Here is a 12718-nt window from a genome sequence, read left to right on the forward strand (position 1 = left end):
TAGAACAGGGGAACGAGAACCATGAAAAATCGGCAAGCCTTGCGAAACAGTGTTGCGGCAATAGCCGTAGCCGACGACGAACATTTCCGGCTGCGTGCCAGGATAATTTGCGGCCTGGCATTCGGATTCTTGCTGCTGGCCGGTGCCGGCGGATGGGCAGCCACCGCGCAGCTTACCGGCGCAGTCATCGCGTCAGGTTCCGTCAAGGTCGACCGTAACCTCAAGGCCATTCAGCACCGGGATGGCGGCATTGTTTCCGAAATAGCGGTGCGCGAGGGTGATTTCGTTCAAAAGGGCCAGGTCATGCTGCGGCTCGACGATGCCCAAACGCGTGCTGAACTTGCGATCATCCGCTCGCAGCTGGTCGAATTGACGGTAAGGAAAGCCCGCCTCGTTTCCGAACGCGATGATCTTGATCATCTTATATTGCCGGAACGGACGCTCGGCAGCGATCAGCATTCCGCAATGACGCTTGCCGGCGAAGAACGCCTGCTGCGTGGCAATCGCGGGCACCGCAACAGCCAGAAAAGGCAACTTGATCTTGGCATTGCCCAGCTAGGCGAAGAGATCAAAGGCCTTGAGGCACAGCGTGACGCGAAGAACGAAGAGATCCGTCTCGTTGAGCTCGAACATGGAAAGATCAAGGGACTTGCCGACAAGAAGCTGATCGAAGGCAACCGCATCTATGTGATCGAACGCGAGTTGGCGAGCCTTCGCGCCACCCGCGCTGAAGCGGAAGCCGGTATTGCAAGGGCAAGGTCGCGCTGCAGCGAATTGCAATTGCAGATACTTTCCGTCGACGAGACGGCCCGAAACGAGGCCCAGCGCGAACTGACGACGATCGAACCGAAGATCGCCGAACTCAACGAACGCCGTGTTGCCGTCGAAGACCGGCTGTCCCGCACCGATATTCGGGCGCCGCTCGCGGGCACTATCAACGAGCTTGCCGTGCATACGATCGGAGGTGTGGTGACGCCCGCCGCTCAATTGATCACGCTCGTCCCCGACAATGCGAAGCTCAAGATCGTGGCGCGCATCCAGCCGACCGATATCGACCAGGTATCGACCGGACAAAAAGCCAAGCTTCGCTTTTCCGCATTCAATCAACGGACCACGCCCGAAGTCTCCGGCACGGTCGCATTTGTTTCACCTTCCACCTCGACCGATACGACCACCGGTCAGGTCTACTACCTGGCCGAGATCGAAGTGAGCGAGGAGGAAATGGAAGGGTTGGCGGGAAATGAACTGAAGCCGGGAATGCCTGTCGAGGCGTTCATATCAACCGAGAACCGCACCGCTTTGTCGTTCCTGTCAAAGCCCCTTATGGATCAGTTTCGACGCGCATTCCGTGAGGAATGAAGCAGCCTTCCAGTCAGAACAATCGGTTAGTTGAGGAGTTGCCGGGTCTGGCTCCCCACGGAGCCAGGCAGGCGTTTCTGCGCCGCAAGCACGACTTCCAGCCGGTTGCGCGCATGCAGCTTCTGCATGAGGATGGTCATGTAGTGCTTGACGGTCTTTACGCTGATGTCGAGCTGCTCGCCGATTTCCTTGTTGGTCCGTCCTTCGAGAAGCAGGTTTACGATTTGCTCTTCGCGAACGCTCAAGCGTATCGCCTCGCTCTTGTTCTTTTGCATCGAGACGCGGCGGAGCGCGAGGATGACCTGCGCCGCAAGGCTTTGCGTGATGTAGGTTTCGCCGCCAAGAACTGCCCGGACCGCCTGACGAAGGTCGTCGGCGCTGCTGCCCTTCAGCACGTAGCCGCTGGCGCCGGCTTCGAAAGCCTCAACCGCGCTGTCGACACCGACGGCGGAGGTGAAAGCCACGATCTTCGTTTCGGGCATAGTTTGTGAAATGGATGTCATCGCCTCGAGCGTATCACCCGGCATATTCAGGTCGACGATAAGGACGTTCGGCTTCAAGCGATTGGTTATATCGAGGGCATCCGCCGCTGTGCCGCCTTTCCCAACAACGTGATAGGCGTTGTCGCTCGCAAAGATACTGGCGATACCTTCTAGAAGAATGGGATGATCGTCGACAAATGCGATCGAAAATTTGGACATTTCGCCCCCGGGCCATTCCGATCTATTCGATCGGTGGTTTGTTATTATTATCAACAGCTTTGCATGGTCGTGGCCGAGATCCAATTACGGAATTCGATGTAAACTCGATCGGCAGCGTCTACGGAGAATTGAAGTCCGGTCGCAGATTGAAACATCGGTGGATATCGGTGTCAGGTCACAAGTTCCAAAAGAACTTCATAAGCCGCGTCGATATCGGATTGTATTGCCAGTTTGACCCGATCCCCGTCATGGGCGCTCAGGGCAGCGAACATCGCCCGGTGATGTTCATTGGCCTTGGTGTAGTTGCCGGAATCGTGCAGCATGTTGAAGTATGGACTCACCTGCAACCACAGATTCTCGATGATGTTGAGGATGCTTTCGGAGCCGGCAGCGCGGTAAATGGAAAAATGGAAGGCATAATTCGCGCGTAGATAGGATTTTATGTTTCCAGACGCATTCCCTGCCTCAAGCGACTCCAGCACGACGCGCAGGGCATCCAGCTCTTCCTGCTGTATGCGTTCAGCAGCCCATTTTCCTGCCAAGGCTTCAATCTCAATGCGCACATTCCGCAGATCCGTCAGCTTGGCGCGGCTCAAGCGCGGTATGCCGATCGATCGGCCCGAGACGACCGTCAAGGCGTTGGCGGCCGTCAACCGCCTTAGAGCCTCGCGTACGGGCATGGCGCTCACGCCGAAAGCATCAGCGAGGCTCTGCACCGGAACCATCTCGCCCGGCACAATGCCACCCTCCAGGATGAGCCCTGTGACTTGGCGATATACGCGGTCCTGCAAGGTCTCTCTTGACAGCGGGACTATCTCAACTCCTGGCCGTTTAAAACCAGCCTCAGCCATTTGCTATGCCTTCTGTGTCGGGGCCGTTGTCCCCGTGATGTCTGCTGCCCGCAATGCAGCCTCTGCAGGAGCGCGTCAAGTCATGTCTGTTTATCACACGCATCGGCTTTGTTATATTAATTTATCATTGATCTTTGATCAAATGGTGATACGGTCCTTGCAGCGGAACGGCAAGACGTTTGAGGAAGCGTCTTGGGAGGTGTTTCGCACAAAGGGGAGGAGTTATACGATGGATGTCATATCGAGAATCCAGCGCCTTGTCGTATGCGCTGGGATTGCCGCCGGGGCTACTCTGGCTGGCGGGCATGCGGACGCTGCTGAAAAGCATAAAATCTTCCTGAGCATGAGCTTCATCGGCAATGACTGGCAGGCGGAAGCCGCCAACATGGTCAAGGCGATGGCAGCCCATAAGAGTCTCGCCGACAAAGTCGACCTGCAAGTTCAGGTGGCCGGGCCTAATGCTCAACGCCAGATTCAGCAAATCAACGCGATGGTGCAGGCAGGCGCCGAGGCAATCGTCGTGTTTCCGATCTCTCCGACTGCGCTTAACCAGGTCGTCAAGAATGCTTGCGACAAGGGCGTAAAGGTATTTGCCTATGACGGCGAAATCACCGAGCCATGCGCTTATAATATAGCGATCGATCAGGAAGAGGCTGGCCGCGTTACGGCGGAATGGCTGGTGAAGAAGCTCAACGGCAAGGGCAATATCATTGCGATCACCGGCGTGCCCGGGACTTCCGTCGATAATCTGCGCACCAAGGCGGCAAAGGAAGTTTTCGCCAAGTATCCAGACATCAAGATCGTCGGTGAAGCCGTCGGCATGTGGAGTCAGGCAGTTGCCCGTACGGAATTGTCGAAGATTCTGGCTACCCGCAACTGGGACGAGATCAACGGGCTCTGGATGCAGGTGGGTTGCTTCACGGCAAACTCCATGCAGCTTGAAGCCGGCAAGAAGCCGGAACAGTTGCTCCCATGCGCGGGCGAGGGATCGAATGGCGGGCGTATACAGATGCTTCCGGCCGGCACTGAAGTCGAAGGGGCCACTTCGCCCTATGCACCGCTCGGTGCCCCACGCATTTCCTATGCCTCGCCGCCTTATTCCGGTGCTCTGGCCCTGAAGCTCGCTGTTGAGGCGATCGAAGGCAAGGATGTGCCGAAAAAGACGGTATTGCCACTGCCTTTGGTAACGAACGAAACGATCAAGCTGTGCCAGGAAGGCACCTGGCAGGAAATGAAGGAGGGCTGCAATGCCTTCAAGCCCGCGATCGTCTCGAATCCCGGTTGGTTCGCCTCGATCTTTTCCGATCAGACACCAGAAATTGGTCTGAACGCGGCACTCGTAGGCCAACCTGAAAACTAGAGGACAGAGCGTGGAGCGGATTGGCCGCTCCACGCTTGCCGGCCCAATTATCATAATAAAGGCAGGACCCTCCGGGATGAAATCAGCAGTTGAACAAGCCGCGATAGAAGTTGCGGACCTTCGCAAGGCATTCGGTGCGACGGTTGCGGTGAACGGCGTGTCATTCGCGATCGCTCCCGGAAGTACCCACGCGCTTCTTGGCGAAAACGGTGCTGGCAAGTCGACGATCGTGAAGCTCCTGTCGGGCCTCCTGCGCCCGGATGAGGGTCAGATATCGGTATTCGGAGAGAAGGTGACACTGAAGGCGCCGCGATATGCCCATGCACGTGGCGTGCAAACTGCGTTCCAGGAAATGACTCTGGCCCGCGACCTCACTGTCCTTGATAACCTGCTTATGCCCTATGCGCCGATGGGGGTTACAGGCATGATCCGCCGCGCCTCGGCGCGACGCGCCATTGTCGAGCATTTGAAGGAACTCGACTTTTCGGTGGATCTCGATGCCGAAGTCGGGACGCTGGATTTGGCCGTCCAGCAGAAAATCGAGATCGCGCGCGCCATCTACCGCAAGCCCCGCATACTGCTTCTCGACGAGCCGACATCGACGCTCGCCGGCGGTGACGTCGAGTGGCTCGGCCGTATCATTGCCAAATTGAAGTCGGCAGGAACGACCATCGTCTTCATCACACACCGCATGCGCGAGGTCCGGGCATTTTGCGACACGCTGACGATATTGCGCAACGGCCAGCATATAACGACTTGCTCGGTGGAATCCATTACCGATGCACAGGTCATAGAGAGCATCGTTGGCCGCAGCATCGCGCAGACTTTCCCCGAACGACCGAAAAATGACTCTGCTTTTGGCGCGCCGGTACTTGGGGTGCGCAATCTCGTTGCAGGTAAAAAACTGCAAGATGCCAGCTTTGATTTGCGAAAGGGCGAGATTCTCGGCGTCGCCGGCCTGCAGGGCATGGGTCAGCTCGACCTTTTTCTGGCCTGCTTCGGGATGACGGAGGTCGTGCGCGGCGACATCCTCGTCGATGGTCGCAAGGTGCGGTTTGGCTCGCCGGCGGACGCCCTGAAACCCAACATTGCCATCGGGCTCGTACCCGAAGACCGCAAGACCGAAGGCCTGTTTCTGAAACTCAACGGCACGGTCAATGCTTCCCTTCCGGTAATCCAGCGATTTTCGCGATTCGGCTTGATTCAAACCGGTCTTGAGCAAGAGGCGGTCCGCACCGCCTTCGGCACAGTCGAAGTGGACGAACGCGCTCTTTGGACGAGGGCAGGATCGTTTTCTGGCGGTAATCAACAAAAGATTGCGATTGCCAAGTGGCTCGTGGCGCAGAGCCGCATCCTGCTTTTGTTCGATCCGACCCGTGGCATCGACGTCGGCACGAAACATGAGCTTTATGTGATGATGCGAAATTTTACCGATTCCGGCGGTTCCGTCCTGCTGCACTCGACCGAAATCCCGGAACTCGTGCATTTATGCGATCGCGTCCTTGTCCTCTACGATGGTCGCGTTGCGGCGTTCCTGACGCGTGACCAGCTTACGGAAACTTCAATTATGCGCCCGGCCCTCGGTCACGAAACACCGACGCAGGAGGCTGCCGAATGACGATGACCAATATGGCGGCCCCCAGACGCGACAGGCTCCGGTTTCTGGCCATGTCGCCGGAGCGTCGCAGTGTGCTCATTGCGATCGTCGTGTTTCTTGGCCTGCTAGGCATCGTCGATCTCGTCAGCACGGGGCCACTCAGCTATTTCGATATTTCATTCCTCTCGAGCGGTGGGGCGACTTCGGCGCTCGCCGCCATCGGCCAGACCATTGTCGTATTGTCGGGCGGGTTTGATCTTTCGGCAGGGGCGGTCATATCGCTGGTCAACGTCGTTCTTGCGCAGAGCATGGATCCGGCGGCCGCTGAGACGAGCGTGCTCTATTGGACATGCGTCGGGATCGGTGTCGGAATGTTGACCGGCGCGTTCAACGGCATTTTTATCGCTTTTTTCCGGCTGCAACCCATCGTCGTCACCCTGTCCACTATGTTCATCATCCAGGGTCTGACTTTGCTCGTCATGGACAAACCAGGCGGCTTCGTCGCTCCCGATCTCGGCATGTTTTATCTCGGGGACGCCGTTACCGGATGGCTTCCCATGCCGCTCGTGGTAATCGGCATCGTTCTTCTCGCCTGGCTCTGGTTGAAGAATACGCGCCTCGGAACAGCCATATATGCTGTCGGTAGTGATCCGGACGCTGCCGCGGCCATCGGCATCCGCGTCAAGCTGACCAAATTCCTGGTCTATGTCATTGCCGGAGGCTGCTATGGCCTGGCGGGCGTCTTCATCAGCGCCCAGACGGGAAGTGCCGATCCGCTGGTTGGAAATCCGCTGCTGCTTTCGATGTTTGCAGCTGTGGTCGTTGGCGGAACGCGCCTTGGCGGCGGGCGCGGCGGCCCGCTGGGCACTGTGTTCGGGGCCTATATCCTGATGATGGTCGTGAATATCCTGCTGGTGCTCAATGTATCCGCTTACTACTCCACCATTGCCGAGGGCACGATCCTCATTCTGGCGGTCCTCGCGGGCTCCATTTCGTACAGTTCCACCCTTGCCAAGCAGATCCGCAGCGCGGGCGCCCAGTTTTCCGCCTGGCGAAACGGCTTGCTGCCATCGCAGCTCGACCGGACCGACCGGAGATTGAAGCTTGCCGGCCCAACGCGTTTCAAGCCGGTGTCGGCATCATTTCTGTCGCGCAACCGCGAGACCATCCGCTATGCGCTTCCTGCCTATGTTTGCCTTCTCCTCGTCATCATTGTCACGCAGCTGTGGCTTGGCCGAGCCGTTTTAAATCCAACCTATTGGAACTCGCTGGCGGTTCTCTCCACCTTCCTTGCCATCCTGGCGCTCGGACAGGGAACGGTGATCCTCACCGGCGGCCTTGACCTTTCGGTACCTTGGACGATCGGCATTTCGGGGATCCTGCTCGCAGGGATCGTCAATGGCTCCGACGCTGCCTTGACCTATGCCCTGCCTGCCGTCCTTTTGATCGCTGCAGCGATCGGTTTTATAAACGGCGTCGGTATCGTGATCCTTGGCATTTCGCCGATCGTGATGACGCTGGCAATGAACGGGATCCTGCAAGGTTTTGCGCTGGTTTATTCGCAAGGGACGCCAGCCGGCTTCTCCTCGCCCATGCTTCGCTGGTTCATGACCGGCAAGATCTGGGCTGTGACGCCCGTTGTACCTTTCATGGTGCTGTTCGTCGTAGTGTCGGTGCTCCTCCTCGGAAGAACCGCCTTCGGCCGCAGGGTCTACGGTATCGGCAATGGCCTGCGTGCCGCACAGCTTTCCGGGATCGCGGTCGGGCGCACGCTCATTCTCGTCTATGTCCTTTCCGGTTTTTGCGCTGGTCTCGTCGGCATTTTGCTCACCGGATTCTCCGGGCAAGCGAGCCTTGGCATGGGCGATGATTACCTGCTGCCGTCCATTGCCGTGGTGGTGGTCGGTGGCGCTTTGATAACGGGCGGGCGCGGACACTATCTCGGGATGCTCGGAGGCGTACTCCTGCTTACGGCACTGCAGATGTTCCTCGCCGGAACAACGTTGCCTTACGCCACACGCGCGATCCTGTTTGGACTTGTCGTGCTTGGCGCGGTCATGGCGCTTCGTGAGAAGCGATCTTAAGAGGGGATGAATGATGAACAGGGTGGCTCCAGCATCGGCGGAAGAGTTCTTGGGCGGCGTGCGCGGACAGCGTATACTGGTAACCGCAGGCGGTTCGGGCATCGGATTTGCTATCGCTTCAACGCTATCGGCGCTCGGTGCGCGCGTGGCAATCTGCGACATTTCACGGGCTTTGCTTGAAGAAGCGAGCGCTTCGATGAAGCCGGCTCTCGCAACCGTTGCCGACGTTTCCAGCGAGGCCGATGTCGACCGCATGTTCGATGAAGTGTCGGCGTCTTTGGGCGGGCTCGACGCTCTGATCAATAACGCTGGAATTGCCGGACCGACCGGAGGTGTTGACGAGATCAGCACCGAAGACTGGCGGCGATGCATCGACATCTGCCTGACCGGACAGTTTCTCTGCGCCCGGCGCGCGACACCCCTGCTCAAAGCCGCCGGTGGCGGATCGATCGTCAACATGTCGTCAGCCGCAGGCAGGCACGGTTATGCGTTCCGCTCGCCCTATTCGGCGGCCAAGTTCGGCGTGGTCGGTTTTACCCAAAGCCTTGCCAAGGAACTCGGACCTCATGCCATCAGAGTAAATGCCATCCTGCCCGGTATCGTTGAGGGACCAAGGATTGAAAACGTCATCAGCAACCGTGCGAAACAGTTGGGCATATCTCACGAAGAGATGACTGAACGCTACCTGCAGAACGTTTCGCTTCGGCGGATGGTCAGCCCCTATGACGTGGCGAATATGGTCGCATTTCTGCTTTCCAATGCCGGGGTCAATATTTCTGGCCAGTCGCTCGGCGTCGACGGCAATGTCGAGACCTTGTGAGGGAAAAATGACGGAGAAAACAGCGATTATCGGTAGCGGCTTTATCGGCAGGGCCTGGGCGATAAGCTTCGCCAGGGCAGGCTATGAGGTCGCCCTATGGGATCAGTCGTCCGAGGCCGTTGCCAAGGCCCGCGATTATGTTGCCGATGTTCTCACCGACCTTGAGCGAAATGATCTTCTGAACGGGCATACACCGGAAGCGGTGCTGAAAAGGATTACCCCCGAAGCAGATTTGGCAAGGGCCCTGGACGGTGCGATCCACATCCAGGAGAACACGCCCGAAGACCTCAAGATCAAGATCAAGGTTTTCTCCCAGCTCGACGAGGCGGCCAGTCCTTCTGCGGTGATCGCCAGTTCGACGTCGGCACTGCTGCCGTCGAAATTTACCGAACATCTGGCGAACCGCCATCGCTGCCTTGTCGTCCATCCGATCAACCCGCCTTACCTGATACCAGCGGCGGAGGTCGTGCCTGCGCCATGGACATCGCCAGACGTAGTGGAGCGGACGCGGGCATTCTTGGTCGCTGCCGGTCATGCACCGCTTGTGATGAAGCGCGAGCTGGACGGGTTCATCATGAACAGAATGCAGGGCGCATTGCTCGAGGAAGCGTTTCGGCTTGTCGCTGATGGATACGCCACGGTCGAGGACGTCGATATAGGCATCAGGGACGGTCTTGCCTTGCGCTGGTCGTTCATGGGGCCGTTCGAGACGATCGACCTGAATGCTCCCGGCGGGGTTCGCGACTATGTGGAGAGATATCAGATTATCTACGAGCGGTTGTTCCCGCAGATGCAGCGCCGCGTCGACTGGGCTGGCGACGTGCTGGAGACCGTCGAATCCGGCCGGCGCGAGAAGCTGCCCAAGGAAAAGCTGGTGGAACGCCAGGTCTGGCGTGACCGCCGCCTGATGGCACTCGCGGCACACAAGCAAAAATCAACGCAGGAGTTCGGACGATGAGCGAGACAGCGAGAGTGACCGGAGGATCAACGATCAAGGGCAAGGTCATCATCACCTGCGCCATCACGGGTGCGATCCACACGCCGACGATGTCGCCTTATTTGCCGATCACGCCCGACGAAATCGCCAAGGAAGCGCTGGCAGCAGCAGATGCCGGAGCTGCGATCCTGCATCTGCACGCGCGCGACCCTGAAACTGGGAAACCGGACCAAACGCCTGAAGCTTTCGCCAGGTTTCTGCCCCGGATCAAGCAGAACACGAAGGCCGCGATAAACATCACCACGGGTGGTAGTCCCTATATGAAGGTCGAGGAACGGGTTAAACCGGCAGCGACGTTCAAGCCCGAGGTGGCCTCGCTCAACATGGGTTCTATCAATTTCGGCCTCTATCACCTTGTCGACAAATACAAGGAATTCAAGTTCGACTGGGAAAAGCCGCATCTGGAAGCCACCCGAGATCTCGTTTTTCGCAACAGTTTCAAGGATATAGAGTACATTCTGGCAACCTGCTACGACAATGGCACGCGCTTTGAATTCGAATGCTATGACATTGCGCATCTCTACAACCTCGCGCATTTCGCGGATCGCGGTCTCGTCAAGGCACCGTTCTTCGTGCAGTCGGTGTTCGGGCTGCTCGGCGCAATCGGGACGCATCCGGAAGACGTCGCCCACATGAAACGCACGGCAGATCGGCTCTTCGGCGATAGTTTCCGGTGGTCCGTTCTCGGCGCGGGTTCGAGCCAGTTGCGCATCGCCGCTCAGGCTGCGGCTCTTGGAGGCAATATCAGGGTAGGCCTTGAGGACAGCCTGTGGGCGGGCAAGGGTAAACTCGCCAAGTCGAATGCCGAACAGGTGTTGCTGGCGCGCAAGATCATCGAAGGCCTAGGAATGGAGGTGGCAACGCCCGATGAGGCTCGCGAGATTCTTCAACTCAAGGGAGGCGACAAGGTCGCGTTCTAGGAGAGAGCCATGTTGCGCATCGAAGTTTTCAGCAGCGACCGGAATGAGCTCGGTGAGGGTCCTCTATGGGATGTCGAACAGCAACGGCTTTACTGGATCGACTCATACGCGCCGGCCGTTTATTCCTGCGATGCAAATGGCGGGGACCGCAAGACCTGGAAAATGCCGGAGCCCATTGGGTCGATGGCTTTGCGAGCCAAGGGCGGAGCGATCGTTTCGCTGAGAAACGGGTTTTATACGCTGGACTTCGCAACGGGAGCAGTGGAACTGCTCCACGAAACGCATCCGGGAGAACTTCGTCCGCGGCTGAATGACGGGAAAGTTGATCGCCAGGGCCGCTTTATTGCAGGCTCGATGGATTTCGAGGAGCGGGATCCGGTCGGCACGCTTTACCGCCTTGACCCGGACCTGTCGCTTCACACCCTTGATACCGGCATCGTCTGCTCGAATGGCCCGTGCTTCAGTCCCGACGGCGCAACCCTTTATTTCGCCGACACCGGCACACGGAAGATCCATGCATATGCCTATGACACGGCGACCGGCGCTGTAGGCTCGCGCCGCATCTTCACGAGTTTCGAGTGTCTGCGCGGCTATCCGGATGGCGCGACGGTGGATTCGGAAGGCTACGTGTGGAGTGTCGAGGTGTATTCCGGGCGCCTGATCCGCTTCGACCCGAATGGAGTTATCGATCGCATCGTTGGCCTGCCGGTCCAATCGACCACAAGCATCACGTTCGGCGGACCGGAACTTGACATTGCGTTCGTAACGTCGATGGCCCGGCCATTCAACAACCAATACCATCGCGAGCGCGAAGCGGGCTGCATGTTTGCGGTTCATGGGCTGGGTGTCCGCGGATTGCCGGAACCGCGTTTCAAAGGATAGGGGAGCGACATGAAAATAGAAGTGGTGGTAGACGTCAAGACAACCCTCGGCGAGGGCCCGCTATGGGACGTTGAGCAGGAACGACTCTACTGGATCGACAGTTTCGACGGACGCGTTTTCCGGGCTACCGCCGACGGGCGTGAACTGCGCGCCTGGGATGTGCCGATGAAAATCGGTTCCATGGCGCTGCGCAAGGATGGAAACGGGGCAATCGTCTCACTCGCCCGGGGCTTTCATCTCCTCGACTTCAAGACAGGCGACGTCGACCTCATTCACGATCCTGAACCCGATAAGCACGAAAATCGCATCAATGACGGCAAGGTGGATAAGCAGGGCCGTTTCGTTGCGGGCTCTATGGACACGATGGAGAGCGGTCCCAATGGTGCGCTCTACCGGGTCGATCCCGATTTGAGCGTTCATACCCTCGATGAGGGCATCATTGTTTCGAACGGTCCGTGCTGGAGCCCGGACGGAAGTACATTCTATTTCGCGGATTCCTGGTCGGGCGAGATCTGGGCTTATGATTACGACCAGGCCAAAGGGACAGTCTCCAATCGCCGCACGTTCGTGAAACTCGACACATCGACGGGCGGCGCTGCCGACGGTTCCACGGTGGATGCCGAGGGATGCTTGTGGAACGCGCAAGTCTATGACGGGAAGGTGATCCGCTACAGGCCGGACGGGACGGTGGACCGGGTCATTGATATGCCGGTGAAAAAAGTGACCAGTGTCATGTTCGGCGGCCCGAACCTCGACATTCTCTACGTAACCTCCATGGCAAAGCCACCGCTACCGCGCTTTCCTGGAGATGGGGTTTTGCGTGGCAGCCTGTTTGCAATTACTGGGCTTGGCATCAGGGGCGTTCCTGAGATGCGCTTTGCCGGCTAATTAAGGTGCTCTCCGGTTCCTCTAGATTCCCGCTGCGACAGGCGTTCTACGACACCGACGCGATTGTGAGGATCAACGACCGCGAACGGTGAAACGCCGCAGGTAAAGTTCCAATACGCAGACAAGACCGACCCAGCATCCGGCTGGGTCGCAAAGTTTACGTTGCTCTAACATGAAGATGCCAATAAGCAGCAGTTTGCAATAAATTGTTGACAATAAGCAATCTGCAATCTATCTCCTGTTGAAACAGGAATAGGCG

General features: G+C 58.0%; 11 protein-coding genes. 9 read left to right on the top strand and 2 right to left on the bottom strand.

Annotated elements, in window-relative coordinates; translation table 11 throughout:
• Window positions 1–21: 21 nt before the first annotated feature.
• The gene (locus tag GF108_RS20255; protein ID WP_153670139.1) at window positions 22–1359 is read left to right on the top strand and encodes an HlyD family type I secretion periplasmic adaptor subunit; all 1338 of its coding nucleotides are present in this window, start codon (window positions 22–24) and stop codon (window positions 1357–1359) included.
• Window positions 1360–1385: 26 nt separating this feature from the next.
• On the opposite strand, the gene GF108_RS20260 is transcribed toward GF108_RS20255, so the two are convergent.
• Window positions 1386–2060 carry a response regulator transcription factor gene (locus GF108_RS20260; RefSeq protein WP_027232692.1) on the bottom strand — a complete coding sequence of 225 codons (675 nt, stop codon included), beginning with the start codon at window positions 2058–2060 and terminating at the stop codon, window positions 1386–1388.
• A gap of 170 nt (window positions 2061–2230) precedes the next feature.
• A complete protein-coding gene (locus GF108_RS20265; protein WP_027232693.1) occupies window positions 2231–2911 on the bottom strand; it encodes a GntR family transcriptional regulator in 681 nt (226 codons plus the stop codon).
• Window positions 2912–3140: 229 nt separating this feature from the next.
• On the opposite strand from GF108_RS20265, the gene GF108_RS20270 reads away from it, so the two are divergent.
• The 8 genes from GF108_RS20270 (at window position 3141) to GF108_RS20305 (ending at window position 12459) form a co-directional block, all read left to right on the top strand.
• The gene (locus tag GF108_RS20270; RefSeq protein ID WP_091951462.1) at window positions 3141–4271 is read left to right on the top strand and encodes a sugar ABC transporter substrate-binding protein; all 1131 of its coding nucleotides are present in this window, start codon (window positions 3141–3143) and stop codon (window positions 4269–4271) included.
• A gap of 76 nt (window positions 4272–4347) precedes the next feature.
• Window positions 4348–5889, top strand: a complete 1542-nt coding sequence (locus GF108_RS20275; protein WP_153670140.1) for a sugar ABC transporter ATP-binding protein — start codon at window positions 4348–4350, stop codon at window positions 5887–5889.
• Window positions 5890–5900: 11 nt separating this feature from the next.
• Window positions 5901–7952: an ABC transporter permease gene (locus GF108_RS20280; protein ID WP_370462261.1), complete on the top strand. Its 2052-nt coding sequence runs from the start codon at window positions 5901–5903 to the stop codon at window positions 7950–7952.
• A 13-nt stretch (window positions 7953–7965) separates the two neighbouring features.
• A complete protein-coding gene (locus GF108_RS20285) occupies window positions 7966–8772 on the top strand; it encodes an SDR family oxidoreductase (RefSeq protein ID WP_153670301.1) in 807 nt (268 codons plus the stop codon).
• Window positions 8773–8779: 7 nt separating this feature from the next.
• Window positions 8780–9730 (top strand): 3-hydroxyacyl-CoA dehydrogenase, encoded by a 951-nt coding sequence (locus GF108_RS20290; protein ID WP_153670142.1) that lies wholly within the window; start codon window positions 8780–8782, stop codon window positions 9728–9730.
• Window positions 9727–10689: a 3-keto-5-aminohexanoate cleavage protein gene (locus GF108_RS20295; protein ID WP_036814903.1), complete on the top strand. Its 963-nt coding sequence runs from the start codon at window positions 9727–9729 to the stop codon at window positions 10687–10689. The genes GF108_RS20290 and GF108_RS20295 overlap by 4 nt, the downstream gene beginning before the upstream one ends.
• Window positions 10690–10698: 9 nt before the next feature.
• Window positions 10699–11571 carry an SMP-30/gluconolactonase/LRE family protein gene (locus tag GF108_RS20300; RefSeq protein ID WP_246664044.1) on the top strand — a complete coding sequence of 291 codons (873 nt, stop codon included), beginning with the start codon at window positions 10699–10701 and terminating at the stop codon, window positions 11569–11571.
• A 9-nt stretch (window positions 11572–11580) separates the two neighbouring features.
• A complete protein-coding gene (locus GF108_RS20305; RefSeq protein WP_153670143.1) occupies window positions 11581–12459 on the top strand; it encodes an SMP-30/gluconolactonase/LRE family protein in 879 nt (292 codons plus the stop codon).
• Window positions 12460–12718: the final 259 nt, after the last annotated feature.

Origin of the sequence: Phyllobacterium sp. SYP-B3895, from assembly GCF_009647635.1 — a bacterium.
In the GTDB taxonomy this organism is placed as follows: Bacteria; Pseudomonadota; Alphaproteobacteria; order Rhizobiales; family Rhizobiaceae; genus Phyllobacterium; species Phyllobacterium pellucidum.